The sequence below is a fragment of the Actinoplanes sp. CA-051413 genome (assembly GCF_050955795.1).
In the GTDB taxonomy this organism is placed as follows: domain Bacteria; phylum Actinomycetota; class Actinomycetes; order Mycobacteriales; family Micromonosporaceae; genus Actinoplanes.
In genome coordinates this window covers 818,036-836,156 of sequence record NZ_CP192100.1, presented here as the reverse complement: position 1 = coordinate 836,156, position 18,121 = coordinate 818,036, and the positions used below count along the sequence as shown (strand labels likewise).

The 18,121-nt window shown below is 71.4% G+C and carries 24 protein-coding genes; 10 read left to right on the top strand and 14 right to left on the bottom strand.

Annotated elements, in window-relative coordinates:
- The first annotated feature begins 109 nt into the window (after window positions 1–109).
- Together ACQP2Y_RS03925 and ACQP2Y_RS03920 are read left to right on the top strand one after the other, a co-directional pair.
- The gene (locus ACQP2Y_RS03925) at window positions 110–1,390 is read left to right on the top strand and encodes a glycosyltransferase (RefSeq protein ID WP_433724672.1); all 1,281 of its coding nucleotides are present in this window, start codon (window positions 110–112) and stop codon (window positions 1,388–1,390) included.
- A gap of 96 nt (window positions 1,391–1,486) precedes the next feature.
- Window positions 1,487–1,786, top strand: a complete 300-nt coding sequence (locus ACQP2Y_RS03920) for a DUF3040 domain-containing protein (protein ID WP_433724670.1) — start codon at window positions 1,487–1,489, stop codon at window positions 1,784–1,786.
- A 40-nt stretch (window positions 1,787–1,826) separates the two neighbouring features.
- Here the strand turns inward: ACQP2Y_RS03920 and ACQP2Y_RS03915 are convergent, their stop codons facing one another.
- The 4 genes from ACQP2Y_RS03915 to ACQP2Y_RS03900 form a co-directional block, all read right to left on the bottom strand.
- A complete protein-coding gene (locus ACQP2Y_RS03915; RefSeq protein WP_433724668.1) occupies window positions 1,827–2,918 on the bottom strand; it encodes a DNA glycosylase AlkZ-like family protein in 1,092 nt (363 codons plus the stop codon).
- A gap of 12 nt (window positions 2,919–2,930) precedes the next feature.
- Window positions 2,931–3,542 (bottom strand): GNAT family N-acetyltransferase, encoded by a 612-nt coding sequence (locus ACQP2Y_RS03910; RefSeq protein WP_433724666.1) that lies wholly within the window; start codon window positions 3,540–3,542, stop codon window positions 2,931–2,933.
- 70 nt (window positions 3,543–3,612) lie between these two features.
- Complete coding sequence (locus ACQP2Y_RS03905) at window positions 3,613–4,410, bottom strand: IclR family transcriptional regulator domain-containing protein (protein WP_433724664.1); 798 nt, start codon at window positions 4,408–4,410, stop codon at window positions 3,613–3,615.
- A gap of 29 nt (window positions 4,411–4,439) precedes the next feature.
- Window positions 4,440–5,870 (bottom strand): amidohydrolase family protein, encoded by a 1,431-nt coding sequence (locus ACQP2Y_RS03900; protein ID WP_360820649.1) that lies wholly within the window; start codon window positions 5,868–5,870, stop codon window positions 4,440–4,442.
- A 192-nt stretch (window positions 5,871–6,062) separates the two neighbouring features.
- On the opposite strand from ACQP2Y_RS03900, the gene ACQP2Y_RS03895 reads away from it, so the two are divergent.
- The 6 genes from ACQP2Y_RS03895 to ACQP2Y_RS03870 all read left to right on the top strand — a co-directional run bounded on the left by ACQP2Y_RS03895 (window position 6,063) and on the right by ACQP2Y_RS03870 (window position 11,145).
- Window positions 6,063–7,187, top strand: a complete 1,125-nt coding sequence (locus ACQP2Y_RS03895; protein WP_433724662.1) for a CaiB/BaiF CoA transferase family protein — start codon at window positions 6,063–6,065, stop codon at window positions 7,185–7,187.
- On the top strand, window positions 7,169–7,948 hold the full coding sequence (locus ACQP2Y_RS03890; RefSeq protein ID WP_360820645.1) for a citryl-CoA lyase: 780 nt from the start codon (window positions 7,169–7,171) through the stop codon (window positions 7,946–7,948). The genes ACQP2Y_RS03895 and ACQP2Y_RS03890 overlap by 19 nt, the downstream gene beginning before the upstream one ends.
- A 9-nt stretch (window positions 7,949–7,957) precedes the next feature.
- Window positions 7,958–8,821 (top strand): extradiol ring-cleavage dioxygenase, encoded by an 864-nt coding sequence (locus tag ACQP2Y_RS03885; protein ID WP_433724660.1) that lies wholly within the window; start codon window positions 7,958–7,960, stop codon window positions 8,819–8,821.
- Window positions 8,818–9,177, top strand: a complete 360-nt coding sequence (locus ACQP2Y_RS03880; protein ID WP_433724658.1) for a hypothetical protein — start codon at window positions 8,818–8,820, stop codon at window positions 9,175–9,177. Before ACQP2Y_RS03885 ends, ACQP2Y_RS03880 begins: the two co-directional genes overlap by 4 nt.
- Window positions 9,177–10,121 (top strand): quinone oxidoreductase family protein, encoded by a 945-nt coding sequence (locus ACQP2Y_RS03875; RefSeq protein ID WP_433724656.1) that lies wholly within the window; start codon window positions 9,177–9,179, stop codon window positions 10,119–10,121. The genes ACQP2Y_RS03880 and ACQP2Y_RS03875 overlap by 1 nt, the downstream gene beginning before the upstream one ends.
- A 70-nt stretch (window positions 10,122–10,191) precedes the next feature.
- Entirely contained in the window at window positions 10,192–11,145 is a 954-nt protein-coding gene (locus ACQP2Y_RS03870) for a discoidin domain-containing protein (RefSeq protein ID WP_433724655.1), read from the top strand.
- A 10-nt stretch (window positions 11,146–11,155) separates the two neighbouring features.
- Here the strand turns inward: ACQP2Y_RS03870 and ACQP2Y_RS03865 are convergent, their stop codons facing one another.
- The 6 genes from ACQP2Y_RS03865 to ACQP2Y_RS03840 form a co-directional block, all read right to left on the bottom strand.
- Entirely contained in the window at window positions 11,156–11,530 is a 375-nt protein-coding gene (locus ACQP2Y_RS03865) for a hypothetical protein (RefSeq protein ID WP_433724654.1), read from the bottom strand.
- A gap of 61 nt (window positions 11,531–11,591) precedes the next feature.
- Entirely contained in the window at window positions 11,592–12,038 is a 447-nt protein-coding gene (locus ACQP2Y_RS03860) for an ATP-binding protein (protein ID WP_433724652.1), read from the bottom strand.
- A gap of 87 nt (window positions 12,039–12,125) precedes the next feature.
- The gene (locus ACQP2Y_RS03855; RefSeq protein ID WP_433724650.1) at window positions 12,126–12,476 is read right to left on the bottom strand and encodes an STAS domain-containing protein; all 351 of its coding nucleotides are present in this window, start codon (window positions 12,474–12,476) and stop codon (window positions 12,126–12,128) included.
- A gap of 73 nt (window positions 12,477–12,549) precedes the next feature.
- Window positions 12,550–12,738, bottom strand: coding sequence for a hypothetical protein (locus ACQP2Y_RS03850; protein WP_433724648.1), 189 nt, complete (start codon window positions 12,736–12,738; stop codon window positions 12,550–12,552).
- A gap of 17 nt (window positions 12,739–12,755) precedes the next feature.
- On the bottom strand, window positions 12,756–12,935 hold the full coding sequence (locus tag ACQP2Y_RS03845; RefSeq protein ID WP_433724646.1) for a hypothetical protein: 180 nt from the start codon (window positions 12,933–12,935) through the stop codon (window positions 12,756–12,758).
- 350 nt (window positions 12,936–13,285) lie between these two features.
- A complete protein-coding gene (locus ACQP2Y_RS03840; RefSeq protein ID WP_433724644.1) occupies window positions 13,286–13,804 on the bottom strand; it encodes a CGNR zinc finger domain-containing protein in 519 nt (172 codons plus the stop codon).
- A gap of 127 nt (window positions 13,805–13,931) precedes the next feature.
- Between ACQP2Y_RS03840 and ACQP2Y_RS03835 the strand changes: the two genes are divergently transcribed.
- The gene (locus tag ACQP2Y_RS03835) at window positions 13,932–14,612 is read left to right on the top strand and encodes a type 1 glutamine amidotransferase domain-containing protein (protein ID WP_360815308.1); all 681 of its coding nucleotides are present in this window, start codon (window positions 13,932–13,934) and stop codon (window positions 14,610–14,612) included.
- Here ACQP2Y_RS03835 and ACQP2Y_RS03830 read toward each other — a convergent pair.
- The gene (locus tag ACQP2Y_RS03830; RefSeq protein ID WP_433724642.1) at window positions 14,609–14,980 is read right to left on the bottom strand and encodes a YybH family protein; all 372 of its coding nucleotides are present in this window, start codon (window positions 14,978–14,980) and stop codon (window positions 14,609–14,611) included. The genes ACQP2Y_RS03835 and ACQP2Y_RS03830 overlap by 4 nt on opposite strands.
- 70 nt (window positions 14,981–15,050) lie before the next feature.
- Between ACQP2Y_RS03830 and ACQP2Y_RS03825 the strand changes: the two genes are divergently transcribed.
- Window positions 15,051–15,923 (top strand): LysR substrate-binding domain-containing protein, encoded by an 873-nt coding sequence (locus tag ACQP2Y_RS03825; RefSeq protein ID WP_433724640.1) that lies wholly within the window; start codon window positions 15,051–15,053, stop codon window positions 15,921–15,923.
- A 70-nt stretch (window positions 15,924–15,993) separates the two neighbouring features.
- Here the strand turns inward: ACQP2Y_RS03825 and ACQP2Y_RS03820 are convergent, their stop codons facing one another.
- The 3 genes from ACQP2Y_RS03820 to ACQP2Y_RS03810 all read right to left on the bottom strand — a co-directional run bounded on the left by ACQP2Y_RS03820 (window position 15,994) and on the right by ACQP2Y_RS03810 (window position 18,121).
- Window positions 15,994–16,551 (bottom strand): hypothetical protein, encoded by a 558-nt coding sequence (locus ACQP2Y_RS03820; RefSeq protein ID WP_433724638.1) that lies wholly within the window; start codon window positions 16,549–16,551, stop codon window positions 15,994–15,996.
- Between the two features lie 87 nt (window positions 16,552–16,638).
- Window positions 16,639–17,061, bottom strand: coding sequence for a hypothetical protein (locus ACQP2Y_RS03815; protein WP_433724636.1), 423 nt, complete (start codon window positions 17,059–17,061; stop codon window positions 16,639–16,641).
- 172 nt (window positions 17,062–17,233) lie between these two features.
- On the bottom strand, window positions 17,234–18,121 hold the full coding sequence (locus tag ACQP2Y_RS03810; protein ID WP_433724634.1) for an SDR family NAD(P)-dependent oxidoreductase: 888 nt from the start codon (window positions 18,119–18,121) through the stop codon (window positions 17,234–17,236).

The window sequence follows — 18,121 nt, the reverse complement described above, 5'->3', positions numbered from 1 at the left end:
CCACGTAGGGGGCCGCCCGGCCGGCGTGTCAGCCGCGGACCACGAAACTCATAGGGCCGCCACAGGTTCGCCACAATCCGGGCAAAGCCTGGGAGTCGACCTTGGTGGCATGAGCCTTTCCACGCTGCCCTCGTACGCCGACGACCAGGTGCGGGCCGTTGCTCCGGTGCTCGACGTGGTCGTCCCGGTGTACAACGAGGAGATCGACCTCGAGCCGTGCGTACGCCGGCTGCACGCGTACCTGCGGGACGGGTTCCCGTACCGCTTCCGGATCACCATCGCGGACAACGCCAGCACCGACTCCACCGCCGAGGTGGCCGACCGCCTCGCCGAGGTGCTGCCCGGCGTCACCGCGGTGCACCTGAGCGAGAAGGGCCGCGGCCGGGCGCTGAAGTTCGTGTGGACCCACTCCGACGCGGCCGTCCTGGCCTACATGGACGTCGACCTGTCGACCGACCTCGGCGCGCTGCTGCCGCTGGTCGCCCCGCTGATCTCCGGCCACTCGGATCTGGCCATCGGCTCCCGGCTGGCCCGTGGCTCCCGGGTCGTCCGCGGCGCCAAGCGCGAGTTCATCTCCCGCACCTACAACCTGATCCTGCGCGGCACCCTGGCGGCCCGCTTCTCCGACGCGCAGTGCGGCTTCAAGGCGATCCGCGCGGACGTGGCCGCCCGGCTGCTGCCGATGGTCGAGGACACCGGCTGGTTCTTCGACACGGAACTGCTGGTGCTGGCCGAACGCGCCGGGCTGCGCATCCACGAGGTGCCGGTGGACTGGGTCGACGATCCGGACAGCCGGGTGGACATCGTGTCCACGGCGCTGGCGGACCTGCGCGGCATCGCCCGGCTGACCCGGGCGCTCGGCACCGGCCGGCTGCCCCTCGGCGCCCTGCGTGAGCAGTTGGGCCGCAACCCGCTGCCGGTCGCCGGGGTGCCGGCCGGGCTCACCGGCCAACTGCTGCGCTTCGCCGCGGTGGGGGTGGCCAGCACGCTGGCCTACCTGCTGCTCTACGCGTTGCTGCGCACCGGCGTCGGCCCGCAGGCGGCCAACCTGGTCGCGCTGCTGGTGACGGCGGTGGCGAACACGGCGGCCAACCGGCGGCTCACTTTCCGGGTACGCGGCCACGACGGCGCCTGGCGTCACCAGGCGCAAGGGCTGGTCGTCTTCGCCGTCGGGCTGGGCCTGACCAGTGGCTCGCTGGGGCTGCTGCACGCGGTGAGCGACCCACCGACCACGGTGGAACTGGGCGTGCTGGTGGCGGCCAACCTGGTCGCCACCGGGGTGCGTTTCCTGCTCATGCGGATCTGGGTCTTCCGTGCCGCGCAGACGATGCCGGCGAACCTCGCAACCGCCCATGAACCCGGCATGAACGCAAGTGCCCCGACTGTATGAATTCGATGACCGGCGGGTAACAATGGCAGGGATCAGGGTCGCCCAACGGCCCCGGTCGATGTGCCTTTCAGTCCGGGCCCCGCCGGAGGTGGCGACATGCTCAGCAAGGAAGACAGCCGCAGGCTGGCGCAGCTGGAACGCCAGCTCCGCCGGGACGACCCGGACTTCTGCGCCCGGATGCGCGGCGACCTGCCCACCCGCCGGCGCATGCCGCTGTCGCTGGTGCTGACCGGCGTGGTGATCTGGGCCGCGGCCCTGACCCTGGCCGTCTTCGGCTGGTGGGGCGCGGCGGCGGTCGCGGCGGTATGGGGCACGGTGATCGTGGCGGCGCTGGCCTACCGCTGCCGCCCCGGCCGCGACACAACCCACCCGGACCTACCCCCATCCACCTGGTAGCCCCCAGCAGCTGAGAGCAAGACCCCGGCCGGCGGCGGGCTCAACCGAAGCTGACCGTCGCCTCGGCCGCGTCCCGGGCCCGGGCCACCACGGCCGCCTCCTCCTCCACCGCCTTGCGCACCTTCGCCGAGAGCGCACGGAACGCCGTCACCGTCACATCGACGCGTTTCTTCCCGGCCATCTTCGCCCGCCACACCCCGGCGATCTCACCGTCCATCACCAGCACGCCCGGGTTGCCCAGCAGCTTCCAGATCTCTTTCTGCTGCGCCCGATCCGGCACCAGCACATCGCGGTCGCGCGCCTGCAGCAACGGGTCCATCGCCGGCAGCAGCCGCACCCCCGGCACCGGCTCAGCAGCGGCCAGCTCCGCCATCGCCCCGCTCGGCAGCCAGGCCTTGCGGCCGTCGATCCGCACCTCGGCCAGCTCGTCGGGCCAGACCTTCTTCATCTCCGCCGTGGAGCTGCCCAGATATTTGCCCAGCTCCAGTGGTGTCGCCGGCCCCAGCAACCGCAGATAGGTCCTGATCAGCGCTTCAATGCCCGCGTTCTCCGTCGGCAGTGGCGGGGCGTCGCGGATCGGGCCGAGCGTCGCGTCCTTGCCGCGGGACTCGACCTGGACGCCTCCGGCCAGCCCGGAGTGCTGCCAGACGTTGCCGGCGATGTGCCGGGCCGCGCAGCTGCGGCAGTCGTAGGTCAGCTCCGCCGGCACCCGCGCGCTGACCTGGGTGCTGACCTCGCCGCGCGGCATCGAGGAGTGCACCACGTCGCGGAACGCCTGCGCGGTCACGGTGAACGCCCGGATGCCGAGTTTGCCGCCCTCGGGGATCTGCCCGCTCTTGATCCGGGCCGCCGCGTCCGAGTCGCTGACCGGCCAGAGCGCTTTGACCAGTGACTTCAGATCCTTGCGGCGGTGCAGGTGCGGGGCACCGCGGGCCGCCCACACCATCAGGAGGCGGTCGTCGGCGAGCTCGGCGTCGGTGCGGGCAGCCAGCGCCACCTGCACCGAGCCGGGCGTGTATTCCTGCACGCCGAGGTCGAGCACGGGCAGGTCACCGGGGCGCTTCTTGCCGCGCTCGGCGAGACCCAGCGCGGCCACCCGGTAGGCCATGACCTGTCTGCGGTCCACGTCCATGGGAACCACCTTTCACCCGCGTCGACCGTAGCGCCGGGCTGCGACATTTCTCAGTCGTTCCAGCCGCGTGCCGCCGCCGGCCGAGACCAGTTCCCAGGTGTCGAGGCTGCTCGGGCCGTACGGGCCTTCCTGGAGGATGGGTGGTTCGCCGGTGAGCCGGTAACCGCAGCGCCGGGCCACGGCACAGCTCGCCGTGTTGGCCGGGTCGATGCGCAGCACCAGGCGGCTCAGGCCCAGGGTGCTGCGGGCGTAGGAGGAAAGCAGGGAGAGGGCGGCGGACGCCAGGCCGCGCCGGCGGTAGGCGGCCCCGATCAGGTAGCCCAGCTCGGCCTCGCGCACGCCGGCGTCGACGCCGAAGAGCAGCACCTCGCCGACCGGGCGGGTGCCGTCGACGGTGATCGCCAGCTGGATGCGCTGGCCGCTGGCCCGGCTCTGCCGGGCCCGTTTCAGGTACGCGACGCCGGCTTCGAGGTCGAACGGGGACGGCATCGGCGTCCAGCGCGCGATCTCGGGCTCGTCGAGCAGCCGCACCAGATCGTCGAGGTCCTCGTCCCGCCATTCGCGCAGCGAGATGCCGTCTCCGGTGAGGGCGATCGGGTATGGCAGGCGGCCGGCGGTCGTCATGCGCCGATCCTGCCCGTAAGCGACCGGTTCCTGCCAGTAGGGGAGCCTTAAGAAAGCCGGGTCGCGCTCATCAGCCCCGGACCACCATCGGCGCGGTATCCAGCAAAGACCAGTCGTGGCTTATGTCTGCGGCCGCATGCAGCAGCAACGGCAGATACTCGCCTGTCAACTTATCGACAGACGTCTCCGCCGCGTGCACGGTGACGTTGAGCGCGGCGACCACCTTGCCGTCGCCGTTGCGGACGCCGGCGGCGATCGACCGGATGCCCAGGGCGAGGTCCTGGTCGGCCAGCGCCCAGCCCTTGGCGCGCACCTCGCGCAGGGTGGCGTCCAGCGCCGCGCGGTCCGGCTGCCAGCGGGCGTTGATGCCGGACCGGCCCGGCTCCGCCAGCACCTTCTCCAGCTGCGCGGGATCCAGGGCGGCCAGCAGCACCTTGCCCATCGAGGTGGCGGCGGCGGGGAACCGGGTGCCGATCGACACGGCCAGCGTGACGATCTTGGGCACCGCGACCCGGGCCACGTACACGATGTCGGAGCCGTCGAGCTGGGCCATCGAGGTGGACTCGCCGGTCAGCGCGACCAGGCGTTCCATGTGCGGGCGGGCCACGTCCCACATGTCCAGCGAGTTCACGTACGCCATGCCGAGCTCGAGCACCCGCGGGGTAAGCGTGTATCCGCGCTCGACGGCCCGCACGTAGCCCAGCTCGGTGAGCGTCAGCAGGATCCGGCGCACGGTGGGCCGGGCCAGTCCGGTGTCGGCGGCGATCTCGCTCAGTGTCGACACCCGGCGGCCCGGCCGGAAGCTGCGCACCACGTCCAGCCCGCGAGCGAGGGCCTCGATGAAGTCAGGACCGGTCTCCCGTGCCATCGAGCCCCCTCCCGTGATGATCCGACCGGCTAATGCTTCCACTGCGCCGAGCCGGCGTCCCACTCGGTGTACTGGTACGGGTTCTCCCCCACCTTCGTCTCGGGCACGTCCGGGTTCATTCCGCGTGCCCAGGCCTCCTCGCCCAGCGTGGCCCGCAGGTACTCGACGGTCCGGCCGATCTTCTCCCGGGCGGCGGCCAGGTCGGCGCCGACCAGTTTGTGATCCCGCTTGACGATCCGGCCGTTGACCAGCACGGTGTGCACGTCGCCGCGCTGCGCCTGGAAGGCCACGTGGCCGTACGGGTTGAGGATCGGGAACATCGCCGGCGAGTCGTCGTTCTTGAGCAGCACCACGTCGGCCTTCTTGCCCGGTTCCAGGCTGCCGACGACCGAGTCCATCCCGAGGGCCTTGCTGCCGCCGCGGGTGGCCCAGTCGACGACCTGCTCGGCGCGCAGATGCAGGTGGGTCACTGTCTCGGCCTTCCGGTGGGCCTCCATGTGCTCCCGGGAGCGGTCCGCGCCCAGCGTGGTGCGCATCGCGGAGAACAGGTCGGCGCTCCACCAGACGCTGGTGTCCTGGGACAGCGACACCGGAATGCCGTGGTCGCGCAGGGCCCAGGTGGGCGGGTAGCCCTGGCCGGCGCTCTGCTCGCTCTCGGTGGCGACGGAGACCGAGCCGCCGGTGGCGGCGATCCGGTGGTACGAGTCCTGGTTGAGCGTCGCCGAGTGCACGTAGATGGTCTGCGGGGTCATGAAGCCGTGCTCGTGCATGAGCCGGATGCCGTCGTCGTTGGTCGCGCCCCAGACCCCGGCGTGCGTGGTGACGGGCACGCCCAGCTCGCGGGCCACCTCGAAGGCCGCCTTCTCCGGGAAGGCGGGGTCGCCGGTGACGTCGAACGCCATCTGGAAGCCGAGCATGTCGTCGCCCGAGGTGAACCGCCGGCTCACGAAGTCGCGGAACTCCGGAGTCGCGGACCACTGCCACGGGCCCTGCTGGATGTTGCCGTACGCGAGCACGAACCGCCCGGGCACCGCCTGCAGCGCGTCGACCGCGGCGTCCGCGTGCTCAACCGTCTGCAGGCCGTGCGACCAGTCCACGGTCGTCGTGACGCCCGCGTCGAGCGCTTCGAGGGCGGACAGCAGGTTGCCCGCGTGGATGTCCTCGGGGCGGAACAGCTTGCCGGATTCCAGGTAGTACCAGACGAAGTACTGGGTCAGGGTCCAGTCGGCGCCGTAGCCGCGCATCGCCGTCTGCCACATGTGCCGGTGGGTGTCGATCATGCCGGGCATCAGGATGCCGCCGGTCGCGTCGATCACCGTGGCGCCCTCGGGGGCGGTGAGTCCGACCCCGACCTCGGCGATGCGCTGATCGATCACCAGCACGTCGGCGTTCGGCAGCACGGTGTGCCGATCGTCCATCGTCAGCACGGTGCCGTTGCGGAACAGAACACTGTCGGTCATTCCCGGTCAACTCCCTCCGGACAGGCGTCCGTCTGACGGTCACTGCCTCGGCGCCAGTGTGTTGCGGCTCACCAGCAGTGTCAAGGGCATGTTTCGGCACGGTGACGGTTGACAGCCCAGCGCCTCCGAGTCGAGACTGGCGATTGCGCGGACGCTTGTCCGTCTAGCGGTCAGACCTTGGAAAGGCGGCACATGGGACCCCTCAGCGGACTGCTCGTCGCGGACTTCTCCCGGATCCTCGCGGGCCCGTACGCGACCATGCTGCTCGCCGACCTCGGCGCCCAGGTGATCAAGGTCGAGGGCCCGGCCGGCGATGACACCCGCACCTGGATGCCCCCGGTGCGCGACGGCGTCTCGACGTACTACCTGGGCATCAACCGCAACAAGCGCTCGATCGCGCTGGACCTGAAGAAGCCCGAGGACCTCGACGTGGCGCAGCGCCTGGCCGGCCGGGCCGACGTGATGATCGAGAACTTCCGGCCGGGCGGGCTCAAGCGCTTCGGGCTGGACTACGACACGGTCGCGGCCGGCAACAAAAAGATCATCTACGCGTCGATCAGCGGCTTCGGCACCGGCGCGGGCGCCAACTACCCCGGCTACGACCTGATGGTCCAGGCGATCTCCGGACTCATGAGCCTGACCGGGGACCCCGACGGCTCGCCGTACCGGGCCGGCATCTCGGTCTTCGACGTGATGGCCGGGCTGCACGCGAGCATCGGCATCCTGGCCGCGCTGCACCACCGCGGGGCCACCGGCACCGGCCAGCACGTCGAGGTCAACCTGCTCTCCTCCGCGCTGTCCGGACTGGTCAACCACTCCAGCGCGTACGTCGCCGGGGGCACGGTCCCGTTCCGGATGGGCAACGCGCACCCGAGCCTGTTCCCGTACGAGCCGCTGCCCACCGCCGACGGCGAGCTCATCGTCATCGCCGGCAACGACGGCCAGTTCCGCAAGCTGTGCCAGGTGCTCGACCTGGCCGAGCTGCCGGACGACCCGCGCTTCGGCCGCAACCAGGACCGTACGGCCAACCGCGAGGAGTTGCGCCCGCTGCTGGTGGAACGGCTCAGCAAACGCACCAAGGACGAGTGGTTCCGCGACCTGCTGGCGGCCGGGGTGCCCTGCGCGCCGATCAACACGATCGACGGCGGCGTGGCGCTCGCCGCGGAGCTGGGGCTGGACCCGGTGGTCGAGACCGGCGGGGTGCCCGGGGTCCGCAACCCGATCACGTTCTCCGGCACCCCGGCGAGCTACGAGCTGCCCCCGCCCGGACTCGACGAACACGGTGAGGAGATTCGCGCGTGGCTGACGAAGGACTGAGGTTCCCGACCGCGATCGGCACCTCGGACGAGACGCAGATCCGGCTGCTCGGCCAGGATCTCGCCGCCGACCTGATGGGCAAGGTGGGCTTCGGCGAGCTGGCGTACTGGTTGGTGGCCGGCCGCCGGCCCACCCCGGGGGAGGTCCGGGTCTTCGAGACCGTGCTGGTCGCGCTGGCCGACCACGGTTTCACCCCGACCGCGATCGCCGCCCGCCTGACCTACCTGAGCGCGCCGGAGTCGTTGCAGGGCGCGCTGGCCGCGGGCCTGCTCGGTGGCGGCTCGCGCTTCCTGGGTGTGACCGAGGACTGTGGACGGTTCCTGGCCGGGGTGCTGGCTGACGGCGTACCGGAAGACGACGCGGGCTTCGACGCCCTCGCGCTGGCCGCTGTCACCGAAGCCCGCGCCGCGAAGAAGTTCGTGCCGGGGCTCGGGCATCCGGTGCACAAGAAGCAGGACCCGCGTACCCCCGTCCTGATCCGCATCGCGGAAGAGGAGGGCCTGCGCGGCCCGCACCTGCGCCTGTTCGAGGCCATCGGCCGGGTGCACCCGCAGGTGCTCAACCGCACCCTGCCGCTGAACGGTGCCGGCGTGTGCGGCGCGGCCCTGGCCGACCTGGGCCTGCCCGTGGATCTGCTGCGCGGCTTCGCGCTGCTGGCCCGCGCGGCCGGCCTGCTCGGCCACCTGGCCGAGGAACGCCGCAACCCGATCGGCATGGATGTCTACCTGACCGTCGACCGCAACGCGGTCTACGAGGACTAAGGAGCCGGCATGGCCACCGTCGTCGCGGTGATCGCCTCCACCCACCACCCCTTCTATTACAAGGCCAGTACGGCCACCGGCGAGGACCGCCCGCCGTTCGCGGACGAGTGGGTCCGCAAGATCACCGCGTTCCGGGAGACGCTGACCCGGGCCCGCCCGGACGTGCTGGTGATGGTCGGCTCGGACCACTTCCACCAGCTCTGGCTGGACAACATGCCGCAGTTCCTGGTGGGCAAGGCGCCGTTCTACGACGCCAACTTCTACAACGAGGAACGCGAGTTCGGCCTGCCCCGGATGCTGCTCAAGGGCAATGAGGACCTCTCCGCGCACATCCTGCGGGCGGGTCTGGACGAGGGCTTCGATCTGGCGTTCAGCAACGAGCTGCGGATCGACCACAGCATCACCTGCCCGATCATCACGCTGCGGCCCGAGGCCGACCTGCCGATCGTGCCCATCTACACCAACATCTTCGCGCCGCCGCTGCCCCAGCCGAAGCGCTTCGTCCAGCTCGGCCAGACGATCCGCGACATCGTCGAGTCCTGGCCCAGCCACCTGCGGGTCGCGGTGATCGGTACCGGCCACCTCTCCCTGGAACTGGGCGGGCCGCGCCAGTTCGGGCCGCACGGGCCGGACCCCGACTTCGACCGCAAGGCCGTCGAGTGGATCGCCACCGGTGACCTGGAACGCTGCCTGGCCGAGGTGACCCTGGACAGCCTGCACTCCCCCGGCAACGCCACCCACGGCTTCATGGACTTCATGCTGATGATGGGCGTCGCCGGCGCCGGCCAGAAGGCCGACTATGTGGACAGTCTCGACCTGTTCCACACCATGGAGGCGTACTTCACCTGGTATCCGAACGGGGTGGACGCGTGAGCAAGTACCTGGTGGACAAGTTCCTCTACACCGTCGACCGCGATCCCGAGCTGGTCGAGCGGTACCGCGAGGACCCGCGCGGCACGGTGACGTGGTGGGAGACCGAGTGCGCGAACACCGTGCTGAACTGCCACGCCGGTGAGGCCAGCACCTGGCTGCGCTTCACCGACGAGGAACGCGAGGCGCTGGCCGCCCACGACCACGTCACGCTCTTCTCGCTCGGTGCGCACCCGTTCCTGACGCTGACCCTGTTCATCGCGATGTTCGAGCGCGACCACGGGCCGCTGGAATACCAGAAGGCGTTCGGGGCGCGGCTCGCGCACTTCGAGATGCCGTACCCGGACATCGCCACGTGATGCGGGCCGCGCTCCTGCACGCCTGCGGCGCGCCCCCGGAGGTCGGCGACCGGGCGGTGCCGGTGCCGGCCGCGGACCAGATCCTGGTACGGGTCACCGCCGCGTCCATCACCCCGCTCGACCTGCTGTGCGCATCCGGTACGTCGTACTTCGGCGCACCGGCCACCCCGTACGTCCCGGGCGTGCAGGGGGTCGGCACCCGCGACGACGGCACCGCGGTCTGGTTCCCCACGACCGCGGGTATGCGCCCGGGCGACGGCAGTCTCGCCGAGTACGCAGCCGTGCGCGCCGCCGACACCGTGGAGCTGCCGGACGACGTCGATCACCGGCTGATCGCGGCGCTCGGACTGTCGGCGGTGGCCGCGCAGATGGCCCTGACGTGGCGCGGTGAACTGCAACCGGGCGAGCACGTGCTGGTGCTGGGCGCGGGCGGTGTGGTCGGGCAGGCCGCCGTACAGCTGGCCCTGCTGGCCGGGGCCGGCCGGGTGACCGCGGCTGCTCGTTCCCACGCCGCACGGCAGCGGGCTGCGCAAGCGGGGGCGGCTGAGGTCGTACCGCTGAAGGACGGCGACGATGTCGCCCAGCTGGCGGCCCGGCTGAAGTCGGCCACGGACGGCCCGGTCGATCTGGTCCTGGATCCGCTGTTCGGGATTCCCGCGGCGGCCGCCCTGCGGACGCTGCGGTCCGGCGGCCGGCTGGTGAACCTGGGCAGTGCGGCGGGCGAGACCGCGCCGCTGGACTCGGCGACGCTGCGCGCCGGCTCGCTGCGCATCCTCGGCTACACCAACAACGAACTGAACCCGGCGCAAAGGTCGGCGGCCCTCACCCTGGTCGCCGCGCACGCGGCGGCCGGCCGCCTGACGGTCGACCACGAGACGGTACGGCTGAGCGACGTCACCACGGCCTGGCACCGCACCGACCGCCGGATGGTCGTCATCCCGTAACACGGGCTCCACTAAGGTGGGTCGCTCGGGACTCTCCGGTCAGGCGCGTCCCCGTGGAGGAAGGCCCACGATGGCGAAGCCTGCCGAGCAGCGACCCGGCGACCGCCCCGAGCTGCCGACAAGGGTTCCCTTCGCCGGCCCGCACCCCGGCACCGTCGCACCCGAACGGCCGGCGCCCGGACCCCGGACCGTTGCCCGCACTCCCCTGGCCCGGGCGACCGGTTTCCGCCCGCCCCGCGTGGTCCCGTCCCCAGCACCGGACCCGCAGCCTCAGCCGGTGGCCACCGACGCCGTTCCGCCACGCCGGCCGAGGTCCTGGATCCTGACCGCGGCCGCCGCTGTCCTGGTCCTGGTGGCCGGCGCGCTGTGGTGGTCGCACGATCGCGCCGATCCACCGGCACCGCAGGCCGCGCCCGTGCTCCCGCCGGCCGTTGCTCCCACCATGCGAATCACCGCACCGGGCGCGGAGGCGTCCGCCGGGGTCGGCAGCGACACGGCGTCCACCGGATCGGCCGCCTCGGCCGGTTCGACCTCGGCCGGCTCGACCTCGTCCGGTGGGCCGGCCTCCTCCGGCGGATCGCCCGCCGCGAGCCGCTCGGGCAAGCCGGTCGGGAAGCCCACAGCCGCGGTCAACACCACCGGCCGGAACCTGGCCCTCGGCTCGCGGGCCACGGCCTCCAGCGTCGAGCGGTCGTCCTGGGGACCCGCCTACGCGATCGACAACAACAGCGCGACCCGGTGGAGCAGCGGTTTCAGCGACCCGCAGTGGCTCACGGTCGACCTCGGCAAGAGCTGGGAGATCAGTGAGGTGCTGCTGCGCTGGGAGAACGCGCACGCCACCGCGTACCGGGTGGAGTTGTCGACCGACGGCCGGAAGTGGAAGCAGGTCTTCAGCACCACCGACAGCGCGGGCGGTGACGTGACTGTGCAGGTGCCGAAGCTTCCGGCCCGGCTGGTCCGGATGTACGGCACCGCGCGCTCGACCGACTACGGCTACTCGCTGCTGGAGATCGAGGTGCGCTGACCGGCGCTGGTCAGTCGCCGGCGGCCTCGGGCTCGCTGTCGGCCCGTTCATCGGCCGACCGGGAGGTCTCCAGGCGGACCCGGTCGATGCGGTCGACGCCGCGCTGGACCGCCGCCCGGGAGCGTTGCAGAAACTCGTTGCTGCGGTCGGTCTTGGCCGAGGTGCGCTCGATCGCGTCCCGGAAACGCCCGATCGGGTCCACCGTCCGCTCGGCCTGATGCTCGGCTTCGTCGTCGAGCTTGCGCTCGCGCTCGGTGGCGTCGGCCTCCCGCGCGTCAGCGTCCAGCTCGCGCCGGTCAGCGTCCCGTTCGCGCTGGTCGGCACGCCGATCACGCTCGTCCGCCGCCTTCTCGCGTGCGTCGAGACGGCGCTCCCACTCGTCCAAGCTCGCAGCCCTGGCCCTCTGCCGGTCATCCGGAGCTTCCGAATCACCCACGAATCGCAGCCTACATTTGCTGGGAGGCGGCCGGGAGGCTCACCTCGCACCACACCACTTTTCCCCGGGGCCGGACTTTCCAACCCCAGCGGGCGGCGAGCCGGTCGACGAGCAGCAGCCCCCGGCCGCCGGCCACGGCGTCACCCGGCCGGACGATCCGGGGCTCGGCTCCACCGGCATCGCTGACCTCGATGCGGATCCGCTCGTCGTCCGCCTGGACCTGGAGGTATCCGGGTGGCGGGGCGTGGTTGACCGCGTTCGCGACCAGTTCGCTGGTGATCAGCACCGAGATCTCGACGAGTTCATCGGGGACTCCCCAGCCGCGCAGCGTGCCGGCCACGAACCGGCGCCCCACCCCGCAGGCCGAGCCCGTGGCCGGGACGTCGTCCAGCACCGCGAGGCGACCGCCGGCGGAGTCCTCCGGAGCGGAGTCGTCCCGAGCGGGGAAAGGTGGCAACGTCAATCCAGCGGACCAGCGGCAGACGGTGGGCGGGACAGTCCTGGGCGCCCACCGGACAACCCCGGGCACCGGCGTTGCACCGGGTCAGTCTGCCATCGCTCGTCCGGACCGGCAGTCCGTGCCCACCGCCGGCTCGTCCTCGACCTCGAACAGATCCAGGGTGCGGCTGGCCCACAGGGCCAGGCGGGCCGAACGGGACAGCCGGCGCAGGCGCAGCCGTCCACCGCCGCGGCCGACCCGGTCTCCGCCGTCGAGCAGCGCCGAGACGCCGGCCGCGCCGAGGAAGCCGAGATCAGCCAGGTCGACGACCAGGATCCTGGGCCCGCAGGCGGCAACGGCCCGGTCGACCTGCCGGGTGAACCGGCCGGCCGTGTCCATGTCCAGGTCGCCGGCGGCCTGCAGGACCGTCACCGGTCCCGATTCCACAGTCACCACCGAAAGGACCGTGATCCCTGCGGCGGCCGCGAATGTCATCCGCGAGGCAGCCATGGCCGACCGTGCCGAACGCCTAGTGCGCCTCGGCGGTCGCCTGGCGCTCGCCGGGCTTGGTGGGCTCAGCGCCCTCGACGGCGAACGGATCACGCAGCTTCGTCATCGCCTCGGCGCTGTTGTCGGCCACCTCCGACTTGTCCTGCGGCGCGGCGCTTCCGGCCGGAGCGAGGAACAAGTCGGCGTCGTTGTTGTCCGTGGAGTTCATTGACCGATCCGATGCTCTTATGGGGTGGGGGCGGGCGGGCTCTGCAGCTCTTTGAGATCGAGGTGCAGGGTGGACAGCAGACCGCTGTGCAGGAACGGGTCGACGTCGTCGGGGAGCTCCCGGTCGACCCAGTCGGCCCGCGCAGTCAGCCCACGTTCGCGGAGTTTGGCGATGATGGCGCTCTTCTGGATGATCATTTTTTTGCCCGTCTGGAGAGGTGTCGCGACGTCGAAAACGAAAAATGCGCCGGACGGGAGCGAATACCCATCGGGCGCGGAGAACGTCAACGGATTCGAAACGGGAACACACTCACGGTAGCACGAATCGGTTTCCCCGCAGCCGCACGGGAATCTGGCCCGGCCGGCGGTTCGCCCCACCCGTGTACGCTGACGCCCGAGTCGCCAGGCGGGCTCACCGGTCGCCCGAAAACCGCAGGTTCTGCGGTCAGTACAGCGGCGAACCGGGTGGTCAGCTGCTCGCACATGAGGCGTACGACTCAGCGACGCGCGACCCCCGGCGACCTGGCGGCTTCACTTGCGCGCCGTGCTCAAGCGCTGCGCCGCCGGCTCCGGTAGGCCCGCATCGAGACCTGGGAACTGCAGGCCGGGCTGCAGTAGAGCCCCGAGGAATTCCGCGTCTTGTCGAAAAAAGCCTCGTGGCACCCGATGTTCTTGCAGACTTTCACCCGCGGCCAGCCGCCCTGGTAGGCCAGGTTGGTGACGGCCGCGAGCACCGCGCCGAAGACCCCGAGCACCCCGGTCTGGGCCGGCACCAGCGTGCAGCCCTCGGCACTGATCCGCGGGACCAGCGGATAGCGGGCGGCGATGCGCTCCAGATAGCCCTGGGCCCCCGCCACCTCGTCCTGCGCCGCGCAGCCTGAGTGTGCCCGCAGCAGCGTCAGGAGGGCGGCCCGCAGATCACGGGCGGCGACGACGTCGACCTCGTCGACCATGGGCTCGCCGGCATACCGGGTGAGCCAGGCGGTCAGCTCGGTGCCGCTGTTGGCGAAGCCCACGATGAGGTCGCTGTTGGTGCACACCGCGGGGGTGCAGACGTCCTCCTGCATGCGCCCAGCCTAGCTGGCCCCGTTAGAGGCAAAAAAGAGACGGTGCTAACTCTTGGTGCATCAGTGCGTGGATGGTGAGGACCGTCCGGCGTACGGTGACAGCAGAAGTCGACTCGTGGAGGTTCTGATGTCATCTGTCCTGCTGGTGCTCTCCGGTGCCCGGGTGTGGAGTCTCAAGGACGGCACCCAGCACCCGACCGGATACTGGGCGGAGGAGTTCGTCACGCCGTACCGCCTGCTGATCGAGGCCGGGCACGACGTCACCATCGCGACGCCGGGCGCCCGCGTCCCGGTGGCCGACGAAGCGAGCCTGGGTGACGAGTCCGGCCCGGAGCTGCGGGCCTACCTGGACACCGTCAAGGACCTGCTGGAGTCGCCGGCCCGGCTCGAGGACGTCGACCCGGCCGGCTACGACGCGGTCTTCATCCCCGGCGGGCACGGCCCGATGCAGGACCTGGCGGTCAACCCGGACGTGGCCCGCATCCTGGCCGCGATGCTGCCGGACGACAGCAAGGTCGTCGCCTCGCTCTGCCACGGCCCGGCCGCCTTCCTGGCCGCCGGTGACGCGGAGGGCAACTGGCTCTTCAAGGGCCGCAAGCTGACCGCGTTCACCGACGAGGAGGAGAAGCAGGCCGGCCTGGCCGACAACGCGCCGTGGCTGCTGGAGACCCGGCTGCGCGCCGGCGGCGCCGTCTTCGAGTCCGCCCCGGCCTGGGCGTCGCACGTGGTCGTCGACGGCAACCTGATCACCGCGCAGAACCCCGCCTCCGCCGAGGCGGCGGGCCAGGCGATCCTCGCCAAGCTCTAAGCCGATCGCTCCGGCTGGACGAACTCGGGCTGGTCCAGCACCCGCAACCAGGTGCCGTCGCTCTGCCGGCGGACCACCTGGGCGCGGGCGCCGGAGCCGTCCTTGGGCGGGGTCGAGGTCAGGGCCAGTTCGCCGCTGATCAGTGTGGGCAGCGGCGGCTCCGGCTCAAAGGCCGGCATGTGAGCCAAAGCCTGCTCCCACAGCTTGCGGATGGCCTCCCGTCCGACGGTCTGCTGCCCGGGCGGGTAGGCCATGACGGCGTCCTCCTCATAGAGCAGGGCGATGCCCTCGGCGTCCTTGGCGTTCGCGCGCTCGACGAACAACCGAGTGAGATCCTCGGGCCTGGTGGCTTTCTCGCGGTCGGTCATGCGACTAGTCTTGACACGCGGGAGTGAGAAGTCCAACAGATAGTTCTTGTCGTAGCTAGTATCTGCGCTCATGGATCTCCGGCAGCTCGAATACTTCGTGGCGGTGGCCGAGGAGGCCAACTTCACCCGCGCAGCGGACCGCGTGCACATCACCCAGTCCGGCGTCAGCGCCCAGATCCGCCAGTTCGAACGCGAGCTCGGCGCCGACCTCTTCGACCGCTCCGCCCGCATGGTCCGCCTCACCCCGGCCGGGGCCGCGGCGCTCCCGCACGCCCGCACCGCGCTGGCGGCGGCCCAGGCCATCCGCACCGCCTGCGACGAGGTGAACGGCCTGGTCCGCGGCCAGCTGCGGATCGGCATGGTGACCGGCTGCACGGTGACGCCCCTGTTCGACGCGCTGGCCTCGTTCCACCGCCGGCACCCCCGGATCACGATCGCGCTGAGCGAGGACAACTCGGACGCGCTGCTCGAGAACGTGCGCGCGGGCCGCCTAGACATCGCGCTGGCGGCGGTGGCGGGCGGCATGCCGGACGGGCTGGAGTCGATGACCATCGTCAGCGAAGGACTGGTCGCCGCCGTGGCGCCGGATCATGCGCTGGCCGAGCGGGAGACGGTGCCTCTGCGTCGGCTGACGGCGTACCCGTTGATCTGCCTGCCGGTGGGCACCGGGGTCCGCGGCGTGCTCGACCAGGCCTGCGCGGCCGCCGGGATCCGCCCGGCCGTGGCGCTGCAGGCGACCGCACCGGGCGCGATCCTGGACCTGGCCGCCCGCGGCCTGGGAGTGGCGATCCTCAGCGCGTCGATGACCGCCGAGCACGAGGGGGTGCGGTCGGTGCCGATCGAGGACGTCGAGCTGCCGGCGATGCTCGCGCTGGTGTGGCGCGGCGAGAGCATGGTGCTGCGGGCGCTGCTCCCCCACTGCCGGCGGGCCTTCGAGATCTAGCTTTTGCGGCCGACCTGCTTTCCCGTCGGCTTGCTTTCCCGTCGGCTTGCTTTCCCGTCGCCCGGCTTGGTCAGCCGGCGCAGGCGACCTCGGCCTGTTCGCTCCAGGGGGTGCCGTCGAAGCCGTCGCGGGGGCGAGCCTCGCGGTCCTCGTCGTCGAAGGTCCGCACCGACAGCGTGACCGGGAGCCGGCCGAGCGGCAGCCCGTGTGCACAGTCGACCTGCACGTCGGCGTCGGCCAGCACCGTCGCACCGGGCTCGACCCAGCGCTCCTTGTTCACCCCGCGCACGCTGACCCCGGGCCGCGACGCGAAAAGGTCACGAATGTCGATCGGCAGCGGACCGGCGTTGACGAGCGTCACCCGCCGGGTGAGCGTGACGGTCGCGACCCGGCCGCCGGAGACGACGGTGTCCGCGGGCAATCCGTCGACGAACGGGCTGGCCTCGGCGAAGACAAAAACGGCGACCTGCCGCTCCCGGGCCACGGTCTGCCGGTGCACGGACCAGCCGTAAGTGGCGCAGGCGCCGAGGACGGCGCCGATCACCAGCGCGGAGGCGACGAGCAGGCGCGGCTTGCGCCGGGGAGCAGGGGGTACGACGGCCGGCCGGTCCAGATCGATCACATTCATACGAGGCCCTCGCCCTGGCTCGGAACGGGAACGGACGGTCAGTGAACGTACGGCATGAGCAGTGGGTTGCGGCCTGTGCCCACAACCCTAACCGTCCGTGGCATCCCGAACCCGTTCCACCGTGGCCGATGCGCCCGCCGCCCGCAGCCGGCCGGCCAGGAGCTGCAACTCCATCTCGGTGCCGGACCGCCCGGGGTCGGTCAGGGCGGCCAGCGCTTCCGGTACGTCGGCCAGAGAGGTTCCGCTCCTCCGGAGGACGCGCATCACGGCGACCCTGCCGGTGATCTCCCCGGACAACCGGAGCCGGTACATGCCGCACTGATCCAGCAAGGCCTGGCGTAAGTCGTCGGGTGTCTCGTGCCAGCCCATCGCCTCGACGAAGGTGTCCCCACAGTCGTGGGTCAGCACCCAGTGCAGGCGACCGTCGATGATCGTCTCGTAGACCCGCGCGGCCGCCGGCCCGTCGCACGATGCACACTCGACGGGCACGACGGCCTCGCAGTCGTTCATGGTCGTTGAGGCTAGCGGCTGCTTTCTGCGTACCGTTGCTTTGTGGTCCTGGCAGGCCCCGCGGTCAGCCGGCGGTGGCCGGCGTCAGCAGGTCCCGTGCTCTTGTCGGGCCCCGCGGTCAGCCGGCGGTGGCCGGCGTCAGCAGGTCCCGTCGTCTTGGCGGGCCTCGCGATCAGCCGGCGGTGGCCGGCGTCAGCAGGTCGGCCAGGCCGATGCGGCGCAGGAACTCGCTGCGGATGCGGTCGGCGACCGCGCTGACCACCTCGCTGCCGTCGTCGCTCGGATCGATGTGCACCCGGAACGGGCGCTTTCCGTGCGGCGTGCCCACGATCGTCGTGATTGCGTCGGCCACCTGGCTGACGTCGGCGGTGGGCGGGGTGAGCGCGGCCAGAGCCTCGCCGACGTGGTCCATGAGACCGGCGTACTTCTCCTCATAGGCGGCCACGGTCGCGGTGTCGGCCGGGCTGCCGGCGTGCGCGAAATGGTTGGTGCCGGAGGTGAAGGCGCCCGGCACCACGATGGAGGTCTCGATGCCGAAGCGGGCCAGCTCACCGGCGTAGCTGACGGCCAGGGCATCCATGGCAGCCTTGGCCGCGAAGTACGGGCCGAGATAGGGCGGGGTGCCACCGCGGGTGCTGGTGCTGCCCACCCACACCAGCAGGCCGCGACCCTGCGCCCGCAGTTGCGGAAGCACCGCGCGGTTCACCCGCTGAGCGCCGAGCACGTTGACGTCGTACAGGGCCGCGAGCTGCTCGGGGGTAAAGGCCTCCGCCGGTCCGGTGACCATGTGCCCGGCGTTGTGCACGACCACGTCGAGCCGGCCGATCGTCCGGGCGGCTGCTTGGACGGACTCGTCGGCGGTGACGTCGAGCTCCACGGTGCGAAGATCCACGCCGTGCCGGGCCGCGTACTCGGCTGCGTCGGCCACGGCGGGGGCGTTGCGGCCGTTCGGGTCGCGGATGCCCGCGTACGCGATGTGCCCGGCGCGGGCCAGGGCCCGCGCGGCCAACGCACCGAACCCGCTGGACGCGCCCGTGATCAGGACAGTCTGGCTGCTCAT